Annotated in this window: 29 protein-coding genes; 22 read left to right on the forward strand and 7 right to left on the reverse strand. The window is 45.2% G+C overall.

From position 1 onward, the window contains the following. The first annotated feature begins 72 nt into the window (after positions 1 to 72). The 6 genes from ACXHJ2_RS02295 to ACXHJ2_RS02320 all read left to right on the forward strand — a co-directional run bounded on the left by ACXHJ2_RS02295 (position 73) and on the right by ACXHJ2_RS02320 (position 5,390). Positions 73 to 942 (forward strand): CheR family methyltransferase, encoded by an 870-nt coding sequence (locus tag ACXHJ2_RS02295; protein WP_016820280.1) that lies wholly within the window; start codon positions 73 to 75, stop codon positions 940 to 942. Between the two features lie 19 nt (positions 943 to 961). After that, complete coding sequence (locus ACXHJ2_RS02300; RefSeq protein ID WP_025365827.1) at positions 962 to 2,632, forward strand: response regulator; 1,671 nt, start codon at positions 962 to 964, stop codon at positions 2,630 to 2,632. A 100-nt stretch (positions 2,633 to 2,732) separates the two neighbouring features. After that, complete coding sequence (locus ACXHJ2_RS02305; RefSeq protein WP_013373043.1) at positions 2,733 to 3,071, forward strand: STAS domain-containing protein; 339 nt, start codon at positions 2,733 to 2,735, stop codon at positions 3,069 to 3,071. Between the two features lie 18 nt (positions 3,072 to 3,089). After that, entirely contained in the window at positions 3,090 to 3,542 is a 453-nt protein-coding gene (gene rsbW / locus ACXHJ2_RS02310) for an anti-sigma B factor RsbW (protein ID WP_165082504.1), read from the forward strand. Beyond that, positions 3,539 to 4,312, forward strand: coding sequence for a sigma-70 family RNA polymerase sigma factor (locus tag ACXHJ2_RS02315; protein WP_013373041.1), 774 nt, complete (start codon positions 3,539 to 3,541; stop codon positions 4,310 to 4,312). The genes rsbW and ACXHJ2_RS02315 overlap by 4 nt, the downstream gene beginning before the upstream one ends. Before the next feature lie 118 nt (positions 4,313 to 4,430). Further along, entirely contained in the window at positions 4,431 to 5,390 is a 960-nt protein-coding gene (locus ACXHJ2_RS02320; protein ID WP_013373040.1) for a magnesium transporter CorA family protein, read from the forward strand. A 114-nt stretch (positions 5,391 to 5,504) separates the two neighbouring features. Here the strand turns inward: ACXHJ2_RS02320 and ACXHJ2_RS02325 are convergent, their stop codons facing one another. From ACXHJ2_RS02325 to ACXHJ2_RS02340, 4 genes are all read right to left on the reverse strand, one after another. Next, a complete protein-coding gene (locus ACXHJ2_RS02325) occupies positions 5,505 to 5,975 on the reverse strand; it encodes a DUF5665 domain-containing protein (protein WP_090738246.1) in 471 nt (156 codons plus the stop codon). Between the two features lie 95 nt (positions 5,976 to 6,070). Then, positions 6,071 to 6,472, reverse strand: coding sequence for a YtxH domain-containing protein (locus ACXHJ2_RS02330; RefSeq protein ID WP_064963538.1), 402 nt, complete (start codon positions 6,470 to 6,472; stop codon positions 6,071 to 6,073). Positions 6,473 to 6,514: 42 nt separating this feature from the next. Continuing rightward, positions 6,515 to 6,772, reverse strand: a complete 258-nt coding sequence (locus ACXHJ2_RS02335; RefSeq protein ID WP_165082502.1) for a GlsB/YeaQ/YmgE family stress response membrane protein — start codon at positions 6,770 to 6,772, stop codon at positions 6,515 to 6,517. Positions 6,773 to 6,911: 139 nt separating this feature from the next. Continuing rightward, positions 6,912 to 7,625 carry a phosphatase PAP2 family protein gene (locus ACXHJ2_RS02340; RefSeq protein WP_165082500.1) on the reverse strand — a complete coding sequence of 238 codons (714 nt, stop codon included), beginning with the start codon at positions 7,623 to 7,625 and terminating at the stop codon, positions 6,912 to 6,914. A 232-nt stretch (positions 7,626 to 7,857) separates the two neighbouring features. Here ACXHJ2_RS02340 and ACXHJ2_RS02345 point away from each other — a divergent pair, with 232 nt between their 5' ends. Further along, complete coding sequence (locus ACXHJ2_RS02345; RefSeq protein ID WP_165082498.1) at positions 7,858 to 8,577, forward strand: pirin family protein; 720 nt, start codon at positions 7,858 to 7,860, stop codon at positions 8,575 to 8,577. A gap of 158 nt (positions 8,578 to 8,735) precedes the next feature. Here the strand turns inward: ACXHJ2_RS02345 and ACXHJ2_RS02350 are convergent, their stop codons facing one another. Next, a complete protein-coding gene (locus ACXHJ2_RS02350; RefSeq protein WP_013373034.1) occupies positions 8,736 to 8,963 on the reverse strand; it encodes a DUF1128 domain-containing protein in 228 nt (75 codons plus the stop codon). A 120-nt stretch (positions 8,964 to 9,083) separates the two neighbouring features. Here ACXHJ2_RS02350 and yyaC point away from each other — a divergent pair, with 120 nt between their 5' ends. Further along, a complete protein-coding gene (gene yyaC / locus ACXHJ2_RS02355) occupies positions 9,084 to 9,677 on the forward strand; it encodes a spore protease YyaC (RefSeq protein ID WP_129549969.1) in 594 nt (197 codons plus the stop codon). An 88-nt stretch (positions 9,678 to 9,765) separates the two neighbouring features. Continuing rightward, positions 9,766 to 10,560 (forward strand): alpha/beta fold hydrolase, encoded by a 795-nt coding sequence (locus ACXHJ2_RS02360; RefSeq protein WP_165082496.1) that lies wholly within the window; start codon positions 9,766 to 9,768, stop codon positions 10,558 to 10,560. Positions 10,561 to 10,660: 100 nt separating this feature from the next. Here ACXHJ2_RS02360 and ACXHJ2_RS02365 read toward each other — a convergent pair whose 3' ends face one another. Further along, a complete protein-coding gene (locus ACXHJ2_RS02365) occupies positions 10,661 to 11,227 on the reverse strand; it encodes a pyridoxamine 5'-phosphate oxidase family protein (RefSeq protein ID WP_165082494.1) in 567 nt (188 codons plus the stop codon). Positions 11,228 to 11,626: 399 nt separating this feature from the next. On the opposite strand from ACXHJ2_RS02365, the gene ACXHJ2_RS02370 reads away from it, so the two are divergent. Then, positions 11,627 to 12,283 (forward strand): DUF6483 family protein, encoded by a 657-nt coding sequence (locus ACXHJ2_RS02370; protein ID WP_165082492.1) that lies wholly within the window; start codon positions 11,627 to 11,629, stop codon positions 12,281 to 12,283. Further along, positions 12,270 to 13,484, forward strand: a complete 1,215-nt coding sequence (locus ACXHJ2_RS02375) for a class I SAM-dependent methyltransferase (RefSeq protein WP_016324720.1) — start codon at positions 12,270 to 12,272, stop codon at positions 13,482 to 13,484. Before ACXHJ2_RS02370 ends, ACXHJ2_RS02375 begins: the two co-directional genes overlap by 14 nt. A gap of 80 nt (positions 13,485 to 13,564) precedes the next feature. Here ACXHJ2_RS02375 and ACXHJ2_RS02380 read toward each other — a convergent pair whose 3' ends face one another. Further along, positions 13,565 to 13,888, reverse strand: coding sequence for a hypothetical protein (locus tag ACXHJ2_RS02380; RefSeq protein WP_025675428.1), 324 nt, complete (start codon positions 13,886 to 13,888; stop codon positions 13,565 to 13,567). Between the two features lie 144 nt (positions 13,889 to 14,032). On the opposite strand from ACXHJ2_RS02380, the gene ACXHJ2_RS02385 reads away from it, so the two are divergent. The 11 genes from ACXHJ2_RS02385 (at position 14,033) to ACXHJ2_RS02435 (ending at position 22,405) form a co-directional block, all read left to right on the forward strand. Continuing rightward, a complete protein-coding gene (locus tag ACXHJ2_RS02385) occupies positions 14,033 to 14,647 on the forward strand; it encodes a DedA family protein (protein ID WP_165082490.1) in 615 nt (204 codons plus the stop codon). A 1-nt stretch (position 14,648) separates the two neighbouring features. Continuing rightward, entirely contained in the window at positions 14,649 to 15,218 is a 570-nt protein-coding gene (locus ACXHJ2_RS02390) for a thioredoxin family protein (protein ID WP_165082488.1), read from the forward strand. 3 nt (positions 15,219 to 15,221) lie between these two features. After that, positions 15,222 to 15,851: an MBL fold metallo-hydrolase gene (locus tag ACXHJ2_RS02395; RefSeq protein WP_165082486.1), complete on the forward strand. Its 630-nt coding sequence runs from the start codon at positions 15,222 to 15,224 to the stop codon at positions 15,849 to 15,851. A 244-nt stretch (positions 15,852 to 16,095) separates the two neighbouring features. Further along, positions 16,096 to 16,305 carry a hypothetical protein gene (locus tag ACXHJ2_RS02400; RefSeq protein ID WP_165082484.1) on the forward strand — a complete coding sequence of 70 codons (210 nt, stop codon included), beginning with the start codon at positions 16,096 to 16,098 and terminating at the stop codon, positions 16,303 to 16,305. A gap of 81 nt (positions 16,306 to 16,386) precedes the next feature. Then, positions 16,387 to 16,773, forward strand: a complete 387-nt coding sequence (locus tag ACXHJ2_RS02405; RefSeq protein ID WP_016324719.1) for a hypothetical protein — start codon at positions 16,387 to 16,389, stop codon at positions 16,771 to 16,773. A gap of 293 nt (positions 16,774 to 17,066) precedes the next feature. Then, complete coding sequence (gene gatC, locus ACXHJ2_RS02410) at positions 17,067 to 17,354, forward strand: Asp-tRNA(Asn)/Glu-tRNA(Gln) amidotransferase subunit GatC (protein ID WP_013373022.1); 288 nt, start codon at positions 17,067 to 17,069, stop codon at positions 17,352 to 17,354. A gap of 27 nt (positions 17,355 to 17,381) precedes the next feature. Continuing rightward, a complete protein-coding gene (gene gatA, locus ACXHJ2_RS02415) occupies positions 17,382 to 18,839 on the forward strand; it encodes an Asp-tRNA(Asn)/Glu-tRNA(Gln) amidotransferase subunit GatA (RefSeq protein WP_025675437.1) in 1,458 nt (485 codons plus the stop codon). 26 nt (positions 18,840 to 18,865) lie between these two features. After that, entirely contained in the window at positions 18,866 to 20,311 is a 1,446-nt protein-coding gene (gatB, locus tag ACXHJ2_RS02420; RefSeq protein WP_165082482.1) for an Asp-tRNA(Asn)/Glu-tRNA(Gln) amidotransferase subunit GatB, read from the forward strand. Between the two features lie 131 nt (positions 20,312 to 20,442). Beyond that, entirely contained in the window at positions 20,443 to 20,904 is a 462-nt protein-coding gene (locus ACXHJ2_RS02425) for a GNAT family N-acetyltransferase (RefSeq protein ID WP_013373019.1), read from the forward strand. Between the two features lie 59 nt (positions 20,905 to 20,963). Continuing rightward, complete coding sequence (locus ACXHJ2_RS02430; RefSeq protein ID WP_025675440.1) at positions 20,964 to 21,677, forward strand: MgtC/SapB family protein; 714 nt, start codon at positions 20,964 to 20,966, stop codon at positions 21,675 to 21,677. Between the two features lie 83 nt (positions 21,678 to 21,760). Beyond that, positions 21,761 to 22,405, forward strand: coding sequence for a hypothetical protein (locus ACXHJ2_RS02435; protein WP_165082480.1), 645 nt, complete (start codon positions 21,761 to 21,763; stop codon positions 22,403 to 22,405). Positions 22,406 to 22,410: the final 5 nt, after the last annotated feature.

Here is a 22,410-nt window from a genome sequence, read left to right on the forward strand (position 1 = left end):
AATGGGTAATATAAAACGACACATGATTGAGAGCGGTGCAGGCAAAACCTATTTAGGAATTGGAGAGAGATTATGACATCGAAGGATATGGCGGATAATGCTGCTAATGAAGTGAAATCGAATGACAATGAGCGGGAAATGATTGAGATTGAGCTGTTGCTGGAAGGTATACATCGGCTGTACGGCTACGATTTTCGTAATTACGCTCTGCCTTCGATCAAGCGGCGTATTTATTATCATGCGCAGTCCGAGAATGTAAGTACGATATCAGGACTTCAGGAGAAGGTGCTGCATGATCGCAGTGCCTTCGATAGACTGGTACAGAGTCTTTCTATTCCGGTGACCGAGATGTTTCGCGATCCGGAGCTGTTTCTAATTTTTAGGCAAAAAATTATTCCTATTTTACGAACGTATCCGTATATCCGAATCTGGCATGCAGGTTGCTCCACAGGTGAGGAAGTATACTCTATGGCAATCTTGCTGCATGAGGAAGGCTTATATGACAAGGCCCGTATTTATGCAACAGATATGAATAACTTGTCTTTACAGCAAGCGAAAGAGGGCGTATATGGGATCGACCGAATGAAGCTGTATACCAAAAATTATTTGGAATCTGGGGGCACACAATCGTTCTCTGAATATTATACAGCCAAGTATGATTCGGTGATGTTTCATCCCTTTTTACGAAAAAATATCATTTTTGCTGAGCACAATTTAGCGACAGACCGGTCTTTTAACGAGTTCAATGTGATTTTTTGCCGGAATGTTATGATCTACTTCAACGATGAACTTCGCAACCATGTACATGGGTTGTTTTATGATAGCTTGAGTCATTTTGGTGTGTTGGTGCTTGGGGCCAAGGAATCCATACATTTCACCGATTATAGTGATTCCTACGAGCCGCTGGACCGGGTAGAGAAAATATACCGGAAGATTAAATAGAGATGCTTAGGAGGATTCCATGGGGCTTCATGAACCGATTCATATATTGCTGGTAGATGACAGACCTGAGAACCTGCTCGCTCTTGAGGCAGTGCTGGAGAGTGAACAATATAATCTGGTAAAGGCCACATCAGGGGAAGAAGCGTTGCGATGTCTATTAAAAGACGAATTTGCACTTGTTGTCCTCGATGTGCAAATGCCGGGTATGGATGGAATTGAGACCGCAAAGCTAATCAAGGCCAGAGAGAAGACGAAGGATATTCCGATTATCTTCATTTCAGCTAACAGCAAGGAAGCGGAGCATTTGTTTGCGGGATATTCAGCGGGCGGTATTGATTATATGGTGAAGCCGTTCATCCCTCAAATTCTCAAGTCCAAAATTGAAGGCTTCGTACAAATGTATCTGACAAACAAGCGCTTGAAAACACAGTCCATGCTGCTTCATCAGAAGACGCAGGAGCTGGAAAAGATGAACAGCGAACTGATTGCCGCCAAGGAGGCGGCAGAGATTGCTGCCAATGCCAAAACCGAATTTTTGGCAATGATGAGCCATGAGATTCGCACACCTATGAACGGTGTCATTGGTATGATTGATCTGCTGATGGAGACAGAGCTGCAAAACGATCAACAGGAATATGCCGATATCATCCGCCGCAGTGCAGACGCGCTTGTCGCGGTCATTAATGATATTCTGGACTTTACCAAGCTGGAGTCAGGCAAGATGGAGGTTGAGGAATATCCATTTGATTTGGTTTCCTGTATCAAGGAAGTTTTCAGCCTGTTTACGGTAGAAGTGAACCGCAAGAATTTGGAGCTGGTTTATTTTCTCGATGAACAGTTGCCTCCCGTGTTATATGGAGATATGGGCAGATTGCGTCAAGTACTGATTAACTTGGTGTCCAATGCCGTCAAATTTACAGACCAGGGCGGGGTATATGTCTTCGCATCGGTTAAAGAGCGTAGCGACAATGGGCTTACGGTTGAGTTTTCTGTAAAGGATACAGGGATTGGTATTGATCCTGCCAAGGTTGGAAGGCTATTTCACCCTTTTTCCCAACTGGATTCTTCAATGACACGCAAATATGGTGGAACAGGTCTAGGACTCGCTATTTGCAAAACCTTAGTGAATATGATGGGCGGAGATATCCGTGTGGATACGAGTGGAGAACAGGGTGTGACGTTTCATTTTACAATGAAGCTTGGCTTTGCCAAGGAAAATGAACTGGAGGGGGAGTCCAGCCACGATTGGGAAATTCCACAACAGGAGCCCCCAACCCGTAGACCTGTACTGGTTGTGGATGACCATCCCATCAACCAGAAGCTGATGGTCAATATACTGGATAAGCTTGGCTTGGCTTCAGACGTGGCAGCAGATGGGCAACAGGCGCTTGATATGGTCACTGCGAATCAGGATTACGACTATATCTTTATGGACTTGCAGATGCCTGTAATGGACGGCCTGGAGTGTACGGGTAGAGTACGTGAACAGTTGGCGGGGAGATCTCAACCTGCGATTATCGCTATGACGGCTAACGTCATGGAGGGAATTCAGCCCCGATGTATTGAGGCTGGAATGAACGATTACATTAGTAAGCCCGTTAAAATCAGCAGTGTAAAACAGGCGTTGCTCCGGCATTCTCCAGACCATTTTCCAATGCAGCCAGGTAAAGATCGAATCAATGAAGCTTAGCTGGTGTTATTTGACAGGTGTATAAAAAGTTATAACGTGATTCAAACGCTCGTATATTGGGTTAGTATGTAGGGAAATCTTTTTTTGGGAGAGTAGGCCTATGAATACAAATAAAAATGAGAAGTTCAATGCGATCACAGAAACAGCTGATGGTGTAAATACCGTTTATCTGAGTGGAGAATTAGACCTTTCGGTAGCACCTGATTTCCGTCTGGTCATGGAGCCTTTAGTGGGGGAATCCAGCCAGGATTTGATTGTTAACTTGAGAGACCTTAAATACATTGACAGCACAGGCATTGGTATTTTGTTATCCATTTTAAAAGCAAGGCATGGGATGGAGTCCCGGTTTACGGTTCAAGAGGTACCGCCTCAGATTCAAAAACTGTTTGATATGACCGGTATTGCCAAATTCTTTGCCCCCCAGGAGAATTCCCAATAGGAAAGGAAAGAAAAAGAAATGAATGCTCAAATTCAAAAAGTAGTTCTTAATTTGCCGGCCACAGCTGACTTTGTTGATATTGTAAGATTAAATTTATATGGTATTGCCGCGAAAATGGGATTCTCTTATGAGGAGATTGAAGACATGAAAGTGGCCGTATCGGAAGCCTGTAATAACTCTGTTCTCTATGCATATGGTCATGAGGGAGGAGTCGTGGAAGTAACATTCGAATTTGACGAAGCTTCGTTGTCCATTCGTGTCAAAGATGAAGGGGAGAGCTTTGAACGTGTGGAGGACCCGACTCGTATCGCTTCCTTGCATGACAAGGAGTTGAATGATGCGCAGATCGGCGGATTGGGCTTTTATCTCATGCAGGCGCTTATGGACGATGTTCATATCTTGAATGAGACAGGAAAAGGCACCGAAGTGGTGTTGGTAAAGCGTCTGACCAGAAGTGAGGAAACAGTATGAATGAAAAGGTAACTCCCCCGGAGTCGATGGATGAAGCCGTTGGTCTAATCTGGGAGTACCAGCAAACCAAAGATAACGAAATTGCTACCGTGCTGATCCGCAAGTATGAGCCTATGGTCAAGATGGCTGCCGGGAAGATATCCCGTAACCGTCCGGACTTATACGAGGATTTATATCAGACCGGTCAGATGGCTTTGATACGTCTGCTCCAGCAATACGATATCAGCTTGGGTATCCCATTTGAGCCGTACGCTATGAAAAGTATGCTGGGACATATGAAAAATTATTTGCGCGATAAATCCTGGTACATACAGGTTCCTCGTCGCATCAAGGAAAAGGGTGCGCTTGTTCAACATGCCATTGATGAGCTGACCGTCAAATTAGAACGCTCACCCAATGTGAACGAGATTGCGGAGTATTTGGACCTTACCGTTGAGGAGACGATCGAGGTGCTTGCTGGCCGTGAGTGCTACCACTATGTTTCACTGGACTCGCCATTATCTCAGGAAGAGAGTGCAGCTACGTTAGGTGAGCTTATTAGCTCAGATGCTAACGATTTTGACACTGTGGAAAAACGGATGGATCTTCAGCAGGCTTTAAGCCAACTGAAAGAGCAGGAACAGAAAGTACTTCTTCTGGCATTTCAGGACGGTCAATCTCAACGTGCGATTGCACAGACGTTGGGCGTATCACAGATGAGCGTTTCCCGTATTCAGAAGCGGGCAACAGAAAAGTTGAAGCAGATTATGTCTAATTCCTCTATTTCATGACAAGATCGCTGAATTCATGGCTTATAATATTTGACGTCCCATCGTAAGGACACGTTATTCCAATTAGGGAAGCGTGTCCTTTTTATAAAGCGGAAAAAACAAAGAAAGGATGGAATCCATGACAGCATTTGAACAGATTTCTACCTTTCGTGGAGGCTGGGAATGGTGGGATATCTGTGCTGCGGACTGGCAGGATTCAGTCATACAGCACTTGAAGGAGAAGCTCCCAGAAGCCGCAGAGTGGCTGGATAAGGTAGAGGACATTCCATCCAGTTTTATTTCTGTGCGCTTTCCAGATGGCAATCAGCCGTTGATGTGCGGATCGTTGATCTACTCCGTTCAGGAGGAGATCGACAGTCAGCGTAATTGCAACAAGTTTTATTTTCTAGTCCTAGACCAGAAGCTAGTGACCTTAAATCTAGACCAAAATACACGTGAAATTATGCATACCGCGGAACGCCAAACCATGCTGGAACAGTGTGAGGATGCAGCAGACGGCATGTTCGTATTGGCGAGAGCCGTGCTTCATTATTTTCATACGGGAATGGATAAGTTTGAGATCAACCTGAGAAGACTGGAAGAGGACATGGAGAAAAGGAATGCACGTACGCTGATGGATTCTATATTGAATGCGCGTTTCGAGCTATTGTATTGGAGCAATATGTTCATCCCTTTTTCAGAGCTGGTCACGGCTTCCCGCGAAGCATATCTGGATAAGCTGGAGGAGAATCGCTTTTTTAAGCAGTTATTGTACCGTGTCACTCGGATGGAGGGACTTTTCCGCCATTATGAAAAGGAAATCGACACACTGATCTCCATAGATGATGCCATTTCCGCATTTAGGGGCAATGAGATTACGAAGACGCTCACCATTGTGACCGCTGTATTTACACCTGCCACTGTAGTGGGTGCTATTTGGGGCATGAACTTTGAAAATCTGCCTTGGATTAAAACAGGTTGGGGCTTTACCTTCGTGATTATCGCTACTCTACTAAGTATGGCGGGGATGTACGGCTGGCTGATGATGAAGGGGTGGACGGGAGATTTATTAAAAACAAACAAGCGTAACAAATTGTAGCGGCTGCTTACACTAATTACAATGTACATTCAAAAAACGATCCATCGCAACCGGGAGCATTTTGGGAGTCAATACCGGTTACGATGGATCGTTTTTATATGAGATAGAAGACAATTACTTAGTACCTTGACTCATTTTGATATATCCTAACAATTCGGCGATGAAATCTCCGATGACCGGAAGATTTAACTGCACTAGGAAGCTGAGCAACCAAGCGAGTAAGGCGAGTACGACCACTGTACCCAGTGTAAGGCCGAGACCTCGTGAAATCCCAGCCGTCAGATTGCTGATAATTCTTCTTTTTGTGCTGGAGTAGTTCTCTATAATATCTTTGAATTCTGCTTTTTCCAATGTATCTGCAATTTGATCTAAGCGTTTATTAAGCCGCTTGACCTCATGGCGCAGCTCAAAAGGATGTTCATTCACATCAAAATCTCTTTCATGATCATGCTTTTTAACATGAGTAGGTGAGGTCTGCTTGGATGAAACCTCGTCTGGTTGATCTTGTGTCTGCAGGGGGTGAAAGGTTCTCTTGTTGTTCCGGGCAAGATCATCTCCATAGGAGTGTGGTTTGTTCATGGTCATCCCAGCCTTTCTATCATTTAAAAACAGCCAGCTTCTTGCATGCTGGCTGTTCAGTGTTTGGAGCTTATTTTGGTTGTAATCGAAATATGTTGTTATTAGGAATTTGCATTTAATTGCTTCTGAGTGTCCTTGGCTGCCTGAGCCGTTGCATCCATAACCTCTTTATCTGCTTTGGCCGCTTCATTAGCGACATCCGCAGAGGCTTTAGTTACGCTGGATACGATGTTGTCTTTGCTCTCGGCTACCGTTTTGGCTACATCTGCTGTTTTGGTGGAAACGGTTTTAGCCAAATCCGTTGCTTTGCTGCTGACTACGGATGCGACATCCTTGGTTTTATCGGAGACAACGGTCATTTTTTCGGACAGATCGCTACGCAAATCGCGGCCTGGTTTTGGAGCGAACAGCAGGGCTGCCGCAGCACCAATCAAACCTCCAATGAATAAACCCTTTGCAAAACCTGAAGTGCTTGCCATATTTTGATTGTCCATGTTACTCATGATATATCACTCCTTTTATAGAATAAAAAATATATATAAATGTTAGGTAGCCCTTCTTAATAGTTTGGACACAAGTCCGAGCAAGAACACGAACAATGCGGTTCCAAGTATGGCTGGAATGACTGCAAAATCTCCGATGACTGGGCCCCAGTCTCCTAGAATCATGGCACCGAGCCAAGCTCCTACAAATCCAGCAATCATAGAGCCCGCAATGCCGCCAGGCATTTCATGACCAGCTAGTGCATCGCCAATCAATCCGATAATAATAGCCATTACAACACTTAGGACAATTCCCCACACAAGGATCGCCTCCTTTATCCTGAGTTCACACAACGATAATGTTTTTGATGAATGCTGAGCTTTCGTTATTTCTTCGCCTTGCTTACTTCGTATATAAACGTTGTGACCGTGAGTGAAACAAAAAGCCATCTTAGAATGCTTATGGACGGGGGAGAGATGAAGGGGAGGAAGGCCACAGACGCGCTTGCCAATAGACCACGGGAACGGTAAATACCAGCCAGATCATACCTGCAATATAGCCACCTACAATGTCGGTAGGAAAATGAACTCCTAAATATACACGGCTGAGGCCAATCAAGAGAATGAGCAATGCACCAAGAACACACGGAAGGAAGAATGTTCGCTTATGAACCATTCGTTCTATAGCCCAAATGGCAAATATCATTCCGTAAAATCCCATGGATATCATTGCATGACCGCTAGGGAAACTGTAACCCCCCACTTCCACCAAATGTTGAAGAGACGGGCGTTCCCGTTGTAAAAATTCTTTTATGATCGTATTTAGCACCCACATCGCGGTAAAGCTGCTTAGGATGGCAAAGGAGTACGCTTTTGAACGGAGATAGACCCAGCACAAGATTGCGGTACCGATTGCTATCAGTAATGATATGCGGAATGAGCCTAACGATGTAATGAAGATGGCGACGGGTAGCAGTTGGTAATGAGCAGCAGCTGTGTCTGGAAAAACAATATCTTGAATGCGCTCATCCCAATATAGAAAAGGAGCTGTGCCAATCCATCTTACTGAATAGGCAATGAGAAGTAAGACAGCGATCATGATCATAGATGCGGATAGACTGCGACGCAAATAGCTTGGTAAGAATCGGAATCGTTGAGGTTCATGGGATAGCATATGTAGTAAATCGCCTCCTTATGGCTGTGATAGATTGATTTTGTGTACTATTAACTTAACGAATAATGAACTGGAGAGCAAAATCAGACAGAGACAATAGGCTGATTGACGCATATAAGTGCGGGGTAAAGGGATCGTATTACAGCGTTTGTAAATGACAGGACCGGAAGTGGATTAGGAATCACGAAGTAAGGGCTGCTTTACGGAACTGAAATCCATGGAGGTGTTAAGGATGATTAAAATAGTGACATCAGCAGAGAGACATACCTCAAATAAAGGATGGATTCATAGTGAGTTCAGCTTTTCGTTTGCAGATTATGAAGATCCGAGCAATGCCCATTTTGGATGTATGCTAGCCCATAATGATAATGAGCTTAAACCGCAGCAAGGGTTCAAAAGACATCCGCATCATGATTTGGAAATCGTCACCTATGTAATTGAAGGTCTTCTGCATCATAGCGACAGCTTGGGCCACGAACAGGATCTGAAAAGCGGCTCGATCCAGGTTATGAGTGCAGGCACCGGGATTGAACATGAGGAGCGAAATCCTGGGGATGAAAAACCGGTTCGCTTTTTGCAAATGTGGTTTCTACCTGAGAGTCCTGGCCTTCAGCCTTCTTATCAGGTACAAAGATTCAAGCATAGTGAACGCCTAAATCGACTTCAGCCTGTAGTGTCTGGTTCAGAGGTGGAGGGAGCGCTATCCATTGCACAGGATATAAATCTGTATCTGAGTAGATTGGAAAAGGGACAGCAGCTTGAATATCCGCAGCAAGAAGAGCGCCGTACTCACATTTATATCATTAGCGGTCATGTCGAAGTTAGGTGTCAGGATGGGGAATTTCAGTTAAGACCTGGTGATGCCGCGCGAATTCAAAAAAGCTGTACATTAAAGATACTAGCTACAGGTAATGAGGAAATATCTGAACTGGTATTAGTAGATTTGCCTTGAAGCGTCCATGGGTAAAGGAAGAAGTGTATGAAAATACGTATATGCATCGAAAAAATAAAGCTCGTATCCCTTGCGCGTCTGTTAAGACGACCGGAGATACGAGCTTTATTTATGGTGACAAACTTAAAATAGCCAAGCTGTCTGTCCTACAAGCTGGTTTAGGAGGACTTACGCAATCTACCCAGTTCGGAGACAATGGCTTCAACCTCTGAAATGCTGAGGTTAGGCTTGCTGATCACCATATCGTAGACATCATGGATGTCCTCGTATTGCTCTAGCGAGAAAGCGGAAGCCTGCATAGCAGCACCACTCGCCATACGAAGCTTGGTTTTAATGCCCTCAATCATATACTCAATGTTGGCATGAGACGGTACAGACAAATCCATCGTTAATGTTCCATCCTTTCATAACAGGGGAAGTTGCCTGTATTGTATCATGTTTTTGTTGTAGAATGTACTGATAGCCAGATTACCGATATACAACTGAATGAAGGAGGATGGACAAAGTTGTCTTTGTATAATCGAGCTTCTACATCCGGTCGCTCACCCTTAGAACCTACTAATGTAGAGAAAACAGATCGCGACGGACTCGCACCGTTTTTCCGAGAAATTCAACATCAGCATGCTATAGATAAGTTGACTTTTGTATGTATCGGTACAGATCGCTCGTCGGGTGACTCACTCGGGCCACTGGTAGGCACCATGCTCAAGGAGCAAGGCTTTCCACATGTGATTGGCACAATGACGGAGCCTTGTGATGCGGATCATCTGGTTTCATACTTGGAGCGTATTCCCCAAGATCATCATGTCATCGCCATAGATGCTTGTCTTGGACAGCATGGCTCAACGGGAATGTTCCTTGTTGCCCGTGAACCGCTAACCCCTGCGCGATCGGTTGGTCTGTCTCTGCCGTCTGTCGGGCATTATAGCGTTGCAGCGATTGTGAATGAGCGCAGTGCCAAACCGTACTGGACACTCCAGATGACGTCGCTTCACCTGGTCATGACGATGGCTGCATATATTGCAGATGCAGCGGCTTGTGAATTTGGCTTAAAAACAGCTTCGCAAGATTTTCCAGCGGGTTACCGTTTCAGATATTGATGGTCTGCTTAATAATATACATCAGCATGTTCTACTTACTAATATATTCAGAATGAATAGATTATATACAGAGAAAGAAGGGTTCCACATGGTAAAGGTATTATGCGAAGGAACGACGATTTGCTATGCCGAACAAGGAAAAGGAGATCCGATCATTCTATTGCACGGATTTTGCGGAAACTCCTCCTATTGGGATGAGGTTGTTCCCTTGCTATCCCCAAGCTATCGTTGTATTGTTCCAGACTTGCGTGGACACGGACGCAGCGATGCTCCACTCGGAGCCTATACGATTGATCAAATGGCAGACGATGTGCTTAAACTTCAGGAACAGTTGGACATTCCTCAGGCTGCATGGTTTGGCCACTCCCTAGGAGGTTACTTGGCCCTTTCCGCGGTACAGAGACATGCAGAGCGTCTGACAGCCTTTGGACTGATTCATTCGACGGCTTATGCAGATACGGACGAAGGTAAAGAAAAGCGGAACAAGGCTGTATCCACCATTCAAACGGAAGGGATTACAACCTTTGTAGATGGACTCGTACCAGGATTGTTTGCTCCTGAACATGTGGAGTCGATGCCGAACCAACTACTAAAAGTCAAAGAAATTGGCTACAAAACACCTCCTCAAGGAGCCGTAGGAGCATCACTGGCTATGCGCGAGCGCCCGGACCGTCGGGATGTGCTGTCGGCTTCTGCATTGCCAGCTCTTTTAGTAGCAGGGGAGCAGGATCAGGCGGTTCCTCCAGCACGGACGTTTACAACAGATCGAACCGGGGTAACCCAGGTTACTCTACCGCAGTCTGGACACATGAGCTTGATCGAAGCACCGCAGTTATTAGCGAATGCCATCTTGTCATTTTTAGACCAGAACTTGAAAAAGTAGTGTAAGGTAAGTCTAGAAACCGGAACCTTCTGATGTGGTATTAGAGGGGATCCGGTTTTTTGCTGACTTGTTGCTTCCTATTGGTTAATGTGCAAAATGCCTAAGTCATATTGTTTTTGTTCAAGGCAAACGCCGTCGGCAAACCGTCAATACTCTCTAAATTCTTCTCGTATGCATACTTTTTAAGTGCTTCTTCGCCCATCTGAATCGCCACGTCCTTCAGCTTTTCCCGTTCGCTCGTGTAAGTCATGAAGGGAACTGCAAAACCACATGAATGTTGTACCATATGAACATCAACAATAATGATTTGTCTTGCCCCAGGCAGTGGATTGAAGAGAGGATAGAGCTCATTCCAACGCTTTGTATTGGGCAACACGACTGTGCCAGTACCAAAGAGTCTTAATACACAGGGCTCGCCTTCAAATGCACAGAACATGATGGTTACCCGTCCGTTCTCTATAATGTGCGCACTTGTCTCGTTGCCACTTCCCGACAAGTCGAGATAGGCTACCTTATGATCTGACAATATACGAAAAGAATCGTAGCCCTTGGGGGAAATATTTACATGCCCCGTCTCAGATACAGGTGCTGATCCTACAAAGAAAATATGCTGCCGCTGTATGAACTCCTTATATTCCGGTAGTATCGAACTAAATTGTTTTCCCATACTTCAACATCCTTCCCGTATAATATTAACTCATAATTTTGTTTCTAGAGAAAATAAATATTATATTTTATTTGGCGAATCAATATGTTAAAGAGATTATTTTTGTTTCTTGTGAAACAAAAATAACATGAGACTAACGGAGAATCAATATCAAATTTTCGAATACTTGTATTTGAAGTTGATCACATGACGGCTACAAAACACTGTGCTACCCCGAATGTTACGTGTTGTACGTGATTTTCTGAGTGCCGGATCATTGATGCTATAAATGATTTGTAATTGTGCTAAATGAGTTTACGCCATGTCGGCGGCATTTGGCTTTTAGACAAGGATGTCTTACAATCAGAAGGGACAGGGTTGCTGGGTCTCTAGGCATCAGGATGAAAGGAAGGGAACGGCTTGCTTAGAAAAGATTATTTGCTTAGCATGATGGAAGAATTGACATCAGCAGTAGCATCGGTGCTCGGTCTGAGGCGTGAAAATAAACACGTCGAAGCGCTAAAACAACTAGATGACCTACTCAACAAGCAGTTTCGCCTTCGTTCAGATTTGCTCAGACGATTGCCGCCGGAACAAATTATTGAGCTTTTCCTAATGGGCCCTGGGATGGAAGCGGATGAGCTTCAGCAAGTGGCTCGCATTCTGGAAGAAGAAGCTGTTATATACATGGAGACCAGCAGATTAGACGAGGGCATACGAATTTTAATGAAATCTCTTCATTTATATTTGTACAGCGATCTGAATGGCGCGACTCGTGATCTACAGGTCCTGCCTGAACGAATAGCGTGTATCGTAAAGTTGCTTCATGAATATGAACTTTCTCCGGAAACCAGCAAGCTGTTAGCTGTTCATTATGAGCGGGAAAACAGGCTGGACCAAGCCGCAGATGTCTGGTTTGGATTGGCATGGGAACAGCCGGAGCTGAGATCAGAAGCAGAGACATTTTACATTCAGTTACTGGATAAGACCGATGCAGAGCTAGAACGGGGTGAAATTTCACGCCAGGAAATCATCGAGGGTTTGTCCGAGATCACCCAATTACATGAAAGAAAGTGAGATGTACCTTTTGGATTCACTGCGCGAACTTGTATACCAATTGACCACGGGAGGATCCCTCATAACAGCAACGCTGAGTCAGCTGCGAAAACGTGAGGATGCTTCTTTTACTAAAGTACAAATCAAACCTGTGGAATTGAAAAACAAACTGCATTACCAGTTTGCCTTTCATTACAGCAACAAAGTCATTCATGAAAATCTGACCCCTGACGAAGCTAATGAGCGCATGACTGCCTTGTTTGAGGACACATTCCGCCAAGGACTTCTATGTGCCAAGGATGCAGACTACCAGGTGCTAATCAGTAAAAAATATAAAGTATCCATTCTGACAAAATCACCGAGCAAAAGTAAAGCCGATCTGTCTCATAATCGCAAAAAGCAATATGTGCTTGAGGAAGGAGAGCGTATTCCTTTCCTGATTGAGCTGGGGATTATGAATGAGGACGGTAAGGTACTGGCCCGCAAATACGATAAATTCCGTCAAATCAACCGTTTTCTCGAAATGGTGCAGGATGTATTGCCCAGCCTTCCGGTAGGCCGCCCATTGACGATTGTAGATTTTGGCTGCGGCAAGTCGTATTTGACCTTTGCCTTATATCATTATTTGGCAGTACAGCAAAAACGACCTTTGCAGATTGTCGGTTTGGACTTGAAGGCAGATGTCATTGAAACCTGTAATCTTCTGGCTCAAAAGCTGCAATATCGACAGTTGGAGTTTCTGGTCGGAGATATCGCAGACTACAATGAACTGGAGCAGGTGGATATGGTCGTTACCTTGCATGCATGCGATACAGCAACAGATGCAGCGCTGGAAAAGGCTGTCCGCTGGGGAGCGTCTGTCATTTTATCAGTTCCGTGCTGCCAGCATGAGTTGTTTAGCCAACTGGAAAATCCGGTATTGGAGCCTTTGCTCTCCCATGGCATTTTAAAAGAGCGTTTTTCTGCACTGGCAACGGATGGAATCCGGGCCAAGCTGCTGGATATGATGGGGTATCGGACACAGCTCTTGGAATTTATCGATATGGAGCATACGCCTAAAAATATTCTGATTCGTGCTGTCAAAGGCCAAGCGGGAGAACGGTCCGTTCTGTGGCGTGAGTATACAGCATTTCGGGATTTTATACATGCTGATCCTTATTTGGAACGTGCCTGTGCGGATTTGCTTCCCGAAGGGGCGGGACAGCAGCAGACACACAGCTAAGAATATAGCAAAAGTGGAGCCACTACAGGGTGGCTCCACTTTTTTGTAGTTTACAGTTCATGGTTGCTGTACGCAAACATCTACCCGCCATAGGCACTTCTAAAAGCTGTGCACAAGACATCACGATCCACCTTCCACAATGCCGCGAGCTCCTCGCTGACATCTTCGTCCCACCAGTCGCACAGTAGTTTGCGATTACTATGGTTTTCTGCAATCCAGATGAGGTGTCCAGCAACCTTGCGGCAGTATAGCTCCTCGCCCTGCTTGACCAGATCAGGGGCAATGTGAACAGGCAGACGTTTGCAGGTTCGGTACAACTCTTTGCTGCATGCGCGGCGGATACCACGAGCCGTGGGTAAACGGGATTGTGGATTGTCATGTTTGGGGAATTTGCCGGGAGGCATATTGTACCCCCTCCTCTCTCTCACAACTTATGCGGGCACAGGAGCCGAGGTCACTGACCTCCATAATTGCGTGAAGTGGCGGCGTGTTCTGCCGCTGTGATACACTAATGAAAATAGAGAAACAGGCAGGGAGTGGGAAGAGAAATGGACCATATATCTGGTATCATTAATTATTTGTTTGAGATCATTCGCAGTCTTGGGTATTTTGGTATTATGCTAGGCTTGATGGTGGAGGTCATTCCAAGTGAAATTGTCCTCGCTTATGGCGGTTTTTTAGTGTCCTCGGGTCATATTAATTTTTTTGGCGCAGTCGTGTTTGGAACGATTGGCGGGGTGCTGGCCCAGCTGTTTATTTACTGGATCGGACGCTATGGCGGCAGACCCGTATTAGATAAGTATGGTAAATACATACTCATCAAAAAAAGTCATGTTGACCACGCTGAAGCCTGGTTTAATAAATACGGCACAGGAGTCATTTTCACAGCTCGCTTTATCCCTGTTGTTCGTCACGCGATCTCAATCCCTGCCGGGTTGGCTCGAATGAACGTATGGCGCTTTATTATTTTGACGACGCTGGCGATTATACCTTGGTCTGTTTTGTTTATATATTTAGGTATGGTGCTGGGAGACAAGTGGGAGCAAATTGACGAAGTGGCGGCACCTTATATCAAACCCATTTTGCTGGTTGCTCTTGCGCTCTTGATCATTTATTTTGTTATTAAATGGATTGTAGCCAAAAACAAAAAGGGAAGTGTATAACATGAGCCGTACTAACGTATCGCAATATTTCGGCAAGGGCTTGAGTCCTGAACAATTTATGGAGGGCATGGAAAAGAACAAAGAAGCCTTCCGCTCTGGATACGATCAGTTTGTGTGGAGCAGCGAAGAGGATCGGGAGTTTTTTGAAAGCCTGAACCATCGTGATGATCTGCGTGTGCTTATTTTGGCTGCCGACTGGTGTGGGGATGTCGTACGCAATGTGCCAGTTGTGTTCCGCGCGTTGGACAATAGCGGTATTCCAACCGAAGTATTGATTCTGGAAAATCATCAGGCGCTGATGGACGACTTCCTGACAATGGGCGGACGTGCTGTGCCGATTGTGATTTTTGCGGATACAGGAGGTCATGTACTTGGCCACTGGGGACCACGCCCTGCACATGTCCAACAAATTATGATCGAATTCAAACGTGAAAATCCAGATCGGGAAGCCGATGACTATCAAGAAAAAATTGCAGTAGCTCGCAAAGAAATGGCTGAAAAATATGGGGAGGGAACCGAGGTCCATCCTGTGATTGTTCAGGAATTACGCGAGCTGATCTCGGGATTTTAACTTATGACCTTATCAATTCGCAGCTTTAATCTGGGTCCCCTTCAAACAAATGCTTATTTGCTTCAAGGGGATGATCCACAGCGCGCCGTTATTATTGATCCAGGAATGAATCCGGGTCCTTTGCTGAGAGCGATTGAGTCTCTAACCATTGAAGCTATTCTGCTGACCCATGCCCATTTTGACCATATTGGAGGGGGGGAGGAGATTCGCAATGCGAAAGGATGCCCGGTGTATCTGCACGCTTTGGAGCAAGACTGGCTCACATCTCCTAAGCTGAATGGCTCCCTGATGTGGCCAGAGGCATCTCCACCGATCTCGACAGGACCTGCCGAATATGATTTGGCGGAAGGTCAGCAATTAAATCTAATCGGACACACGTTCAAGGTGCTCCATACACCGGGGCATTCACCCGGAAGTGTTAGCTTCTTGTGTGGCAAAGATCTTTTCTCGGGGGATGTGCTATTCCGTCAGGGCGTCGGACGCACAGATCTGACTGGTGGTCGGGAACGCGACTTGTATGATTCCATTCAGAATAAGTTGTTTCCGCTTGGAGATGACGTTACAGTTTATCCTGGTCACGGACCCAAAACATCCATTGGTTATGAGAAAGCCAACAATCCGTATATTCGGTAAATTTGATAAACGTTAATTAATTGAGGCAAAATCAAAGAAGTGACAGGTTTTGCCTCAATTCGACAACAAAATATAAATTATGTATAGACAAAGGTTTTTATTTTTGTTAACATAAATTTATTAAAGTTACATACTAAACTCGCGAAGCACGCAAGCTGTGGATGAATCCCGGTTTGCGTTCTTTTTTTTGCCCATTAAGAGGATAAAGAGGCATGAGGCCATCAGATCACAAGGGGGAGCAAGAATGAAAAGAAAACATATATATGGTGTACAACGTGAGAACGAAGGCAGTTTCCGTCTTTCCGAAATAGTAGATATTGAAGATGTTGTGGTAGGTTCCGAACCGAAGATCATAACTTGGAAAAAGGTAAAACGGCGGGGCAGAACCCTTACGCAAAACTGGCATATACGGCTTAATGAGCATAGATTTGGACGTGGAGACGATCGATTATGAAGATACATAGATGATATAGACAAGCTACCTTTTTTTTAGTAGACTTAGCAGATAAGTTCAGACAAACGGGGGGGGCTAACGATGCATCATTTAGGAGCTAGAATTATGATCGTCGCGGATGCTTTTGAGCAGAATCTTCCTGTGGGCGAACATGGTTATATCATTGCTTACGACCGTAATGCGGACAATGCTTTTGACTATGTCATTCGCGTACCGAAGGTGAATCGCAATTTTTTCGTACCATCCGGAGACATCGAGCTGGAAGAAAGTATTCTCAAGCTGGAAGCCGAGCGGATTGAGCGTGAAGCGCTGATAGATTACGCCCTTGCTACTCATAATGAGAAGCTGTTCAGACATGTGATGAATGGTGGTCATGATTCAGTAGAGACTGAGGAAGAAGAAACCGCGGCAGAATTGTTGTCACAGGCTGATTTTATCAAACAAGTTAATTTGCGTGCTTGGATATAGGAATCGGCTGTTGCCGACTCTTTTTAACAATATATAATGGGCACGATTTCAGCTGCTATAGTTTTCTTGAAAGAGCACCGAAAGGTGCTTTTTTTATATTCTTTTAGTAACATTTACCTCATTAATGTATAGTCTGCTTCTGTACCGCGTCAAAGATTGAATTGTATAGGGTTCTATCCTATAATTAAAAACGTTATTTCAAAGTTCGGTGTAACATTTTTGATACCAGGATTTTGCAAAATCCGATTCCAGTCGCTTATTGGATTTTTATATATACATGAGGAGGGTTTTGAATGAACATTTCCAAGGAAGATGTCCGTCACGTAGCCAGGCTGTCCCGGTTGAATTTGACCGAGAATGAGGAAGAAACGATGACAGGGCAATTAAACGCCATTCTCCATTATGCGGAGAAGCTGAATGAGCTGGATACGGAGCAGGTAAAACCGACCACTCATGTGCTGCACGTCAGCAATGTCATGCGGGACGACGAAGTTCGCGAAAGTTTGACGCATGAGCAAGTGATGCGTAATGCACCTGAAGAAGAAGATGGACAGTTTAAAGTTCCTGCTGTTCTGGAATAGATTTCACATTTGAAAGGAGGATGCAAATTGAGCTTGTTTAATAACACATTGCCGGAAATACATAACAAGCTGCATCAAAAGGAAATTTCCGTGAGTGATCTGGTGGGGCACGCTCTGGAGACAATTGATGCGCGGGAAGACAAGATCAGAGCCTATATTACCGTTGACGAGGAACAGGCCCGGGCATCCGCACGTCAGCTGGATGATCAGCTGATTTCCGGAGAGGAAAGAGGATTGTTGTTTGGCCTGCCGGTTGGTATTAAGGATAATATCGTGACGGAAGGGCTACGCACAACATGTGGCAGTCAGTTTTTGAAAAATTTTGATCCCGTTTACGATGCCACAGTGGTTGGCAAGTTACGCGCAGCGCAAACCGTGACACTTGGTAAAATGAACATGGACGAATTCGCTATGGGTGGTTCTAACGAGAACTCCAGCTTTTTCCCTGCACGTAACCCTTGGGATTTAGAACGTGTTCCTGGCGGTTCCAGTGGCGGCTCGGCTGCAGCTGTTGCGGCGGGTGAAGCTTATTTCACGCTCGGTTCCGATACAGGCGGCTCCATTCGCCAGCCCGCTTCTTATTGCGGCGTAGTTGGCCTAAAACCAACCTATGGTCTGGTATCCCGTTTTGGACTGGTGGCCTTTGCTTCATCTTTAGACCAAATCGGTCCGATTACAAAAAATGTTCAGGATTCGGCCTATGTCCTGCAAGCCATTGCAGGCTATGACCAGAAGGACTCCACCTCTGCGAAGGTAGACATTCCTGATTATTTGAACGCTTTAACCGGAGATGTAAAAGGTCTTCGTATCGCTGTACCTAAAGAGTATCTTGGTGAAGGCGTAGACCCACAGGTCAAGGAAAAGGTGCTTGATGCACTGAAAACTCTGGAAGGATTGGGCGCTGTATGGGAAGAGGTATCTCTTCCGCACACGGAATATGCGGTTGCGACATACTACCTACTGGCTTCATCCGAAGCATCGTCCAATCTGGCCCGCTTTGACGGTGTGCGCTATGGTGTGCGCGCTGACAATCCAGATAACCTGCTTGATCTGTATCATCAGTCCCGTACGCAAGGGTTTGGTCCTGAGGTGAAGCGTCGGATTATGCTTGGCACCTATGCACTCAGCTCCGGGTACTACGATGCTTATTATTTGAAAGCTCAAAAAGTGCGCACACTGATCAAACAGGATTTTGATCGTGTATTTGAACAATATGATGTGATTATCGGACCTACTGCACCGACTACCGCTTTCAAAATCGGCTCCCAAGTGGATGACCCATTGACGATGTATTTGAACGATATTTTGACGATTCCGGTGAGTTTAGCTGGCGTGCCGGCGATCAGTATTCCTTGTGGTCTTGCAGATGGAATGCCAGTCGGACTACAAATTATCGGGAAAGCCTTTGACGAGTCTTCTGTACTGCGCGTAGCGCATGCATTCGAACAAAATACTGAATTTCACAAGCAGCGTCCGCAGCTGTAATTTGCCAAAAAGGAGGGAACCTATTCATGTCTACAACTACATCGAAGTATGAGACGGTCATTGGACTTGAAGTCCATGTGGAATTGCATACGAAGTCCAAAATATTTTGTGGATGCTCGACATCCTTCGGAGCGCCGCCAAACTCTCATACATGTCCAGTTTGTCTTGGACATCCTGGAGTATTGCCTGTATTGAATCGTCAAGCCGTTGATTATGCGATGAAAGCGGCAATGGCGCTCAATTGCACCATTGCTGATGTGAGCAAGTTTGACCGCAAAAACTATTTCTACCCCGATTCACCGAAGGCTTACCAAATTTCGCAATATGACCAACCGATCGGCGAGAACGGCTGGATTGATATTGAAGTGAACGGTGAAACCAAGCGTATCGGTATTACCCGGTTGCATCTGGAAGAGGATGCGGGGAAATTAACCCATGTTGATGGTGGCTATGCGTCTTTGGTTGATTTTAACCGGGTCGGCACACCATTGGTTGAAATCGTTTCGGAGCCGGATATATCTTCGCCGGAAGAAGCCAAAGCTTATCTGGAAAAAATACGTGCCATTATGCAGTATTGTGACGTATCCGATGTGAAGATGGAGGAAGGCTCGCTTCGTTGCGATGCCAATATCAGTCTTCGTCCGCATGGTCAAAAAGAGCTGGGAACCAAAGCGGAACTGAAAAACATGAACTCCTTCCGTGGCGTACAGCGCGGACTGGAATATGAGCAGTTCCGGCAAGAACAGATCCTGGACGAAGGTGGAACGATCGTACAGGAAACACGTCGCTGGGATGAGGCACAGGGTAAAACCCTGTCCATGCGTGGTAAGGAACAGGCGCACGACTATCGTTATTTCCCGGACCCGGATCTCGTTACACTGCATATTGATGAGGAGTGGAAAGAACGTATCCGTGCTTCGATTCCTGAATTACCCGACCAGCGCAAAACACGTTACACTTCGGAATATGGATTACCTGAGTATGATGCACAGGTAATTACGTCCTCCAAACCATTGGCTGATTTGTTCGAGGATAGTCTTCAGTACACCAAGGATGCCAAAGCAGTATCCAACTGGATTATGGGAGATTTACTCGGCTATTTAAACAGTGCCAGTGTAGAACTGTCGCAGGTTAAATTGACAGGTCGGGGCTTGGGTGAAATGATCGGACTACTGGAGAAGGGGACGATCAATAGCAAAATAGCCAAAACGGTCTTCAAGGAAATGCTGGAAAGTGATAAACTGCCACAGCAAATTGTTGAAGAAAAAGGGCTTGTGCAAATCAGTGATGAAGGTGCAATTCTGACAATTGTCGAGCAAGTTGTAGCAGCCAACCCGCAATCGGTCGAGGATTACAAAGCTGGCAAGCAAAAGGCCATCGGCTTCTTGGTCGGTCAAGTGATGAAGGAGAGCAAGGGAAAAGCCAACCCGGGTCTCGCTAATAAGTTGCTGACAGAAGTGTTGAACCGTTAATGGCATAGTTATGACAGGGGCTTGTCTTTTAGGGACAGGCCTCTTTTGCATAAGTGCAGAGAACGTATGGGCATCGAACAAGTATCAGAATCGTAATGACATATTATAGTTTCCTTAGGAGGGCAAACAGCATGGTTACCCTATGTTCATTGGAAGATGATGATATTGTCAGTCAGATATGGCGTCTTCAGCACGTCGCTTATAGACTGGAAGCTGAACTGATTGGATTTGATGAGATTCCTCCACTGATGGATACATTGGAGACACTTAGAAGCTGTGGAGAGTCTTTTTATGGGTGGTTGGAGGATGATGAACTGCTAGGAGCGCTAGCTGTGCAGTCTGAATCGTCTGGTTCGCTTACCCTTACACGTATGATGGTTCATCCAGATCATTTTCGCAAAGGGATTGCGGACTCCTTAATGAAGCATGTTTTGAATGAGTATCAGAATGTCCCGCTGTTTATCGTCACCACAGGAACTTTAAACACTCCTGCAGTGACACTTTATCGAAAACATGGTTTTCGACCCGTTTCCGCGGCAGAAGTGGCCCCAGGTGTGGAATTAACCACCTACCATTTGCATAACGTGGAATAATACTCACAAACCGCGTGCCCGGACAAGGAAGCACGACACAACCGGGAGGAGAGACTCGAATGAATAATCCGTGGATTATAGATGATTCACATATCATTTTACGGCTATTACTGTCCATGCTACTCGGTGGATTCATTGGCTTTGAGCGAGAACGTTCCAATCACGCTGCTGGTTTGCGGACTCACATTATGGTCAGTCTTGGTTCGACGCTGATTATGCTGCTCTCCATTTACGGCTTTGCTGATTTTATTAAAGAAGCTAATGTGCGTATAGATCCAGCTCGTTTGGCTACGGCGGTGATTACTGGCGTAGGCTTTTTGGGGGCAGGTACAATTATGTTCACAGGTAAATCCATTACTGGACTCACGACGGCTGCTTCCATTTGGGTCGTAGCTGCCATTGGCCTTGGGGTGGGAGCAGGCTTCTATTTACCTTCTATAGCAGCAACGGTGCTCGTATTTTTAAATTTATGGGTGTTCAACAAATTAGAACTTCGGTATATGCGTGGACGCAAGCCTCATCTTATTACACTGTACGGATTGTCCTCTCACGGATTGCTCGATCAAATTTCGACTTATTTAGAGCAAGAAAAAGTGGAAATACGTAAAATTATGATTAAAGAACATGAACATGTTCCATTTCATGAATTGCATCCGGATCGTCAGAGTATGGAGGTTTCCCTAGAGGTGCTGGCCCGACATGACTTTAATGCGGTACGTATTGCAGCTGATTTACGACAATGGGAAGATATAGCTGCAGTCTCTGTTGAGTGAACATAACCCTTTTTTTTACAGTTACTATCAAATCTGATTGGGGTACTATGTAACCATCAAAGCATTTTTCAGCGGAGCTACGTATGGAATTCAAAGGGGAGGATGGCATGAACTCGGAACAACCGTTACCGTCGGGAGAGTCCGGACAGGCTGAACAGCCACATGGACAGAAACAGCGGGGGCGTCTGCAATACGCTAAATTTCGCAAAGTAATTGCCATTATCATGGCAGCACTGATACCTGGAATGGGACATCTTTTTTTAGGACTACTTATTAGGGGGCTTACATTTATTGTATTGCTCCTGCTAGATATTTTTGCGATGCTGTATGTTTCCTCAGATGGATTGAGGATTAACATCCCATTACTTATTTTGCTTGGATTGTTCATACCCGTATTATATTTTTATAATGTATATGATGTACTACAGTCAGCGGATTACATGGTTCGTTATCGGCGCAAGCCGGATCAATATGCACGAATGGATGCTAGAGGTCAGCAAAGCAGTCCTTTTTATGCATGGGAAAGAGGTTTTGCTTTTGCAGTGCTACTGGTGGCAGGCGGTGGACTTATGATTCTGTTCCGCATGAAACCTCGCTGGTTAAGCATTTTCTTTGAAGATTATGGATTTCTGACGCTGGCCATTATATTAATGATGATCGGTTTATTCCTTTTTCTAAGGGAAGCCTTTCTATCCTTTAAACGTAAAAAGTTGAAAGAAAGAGGGTGAAGCAG

It is taken from the genome of Paenibacillus sp. ALE3, assembly GCF_054113405.1.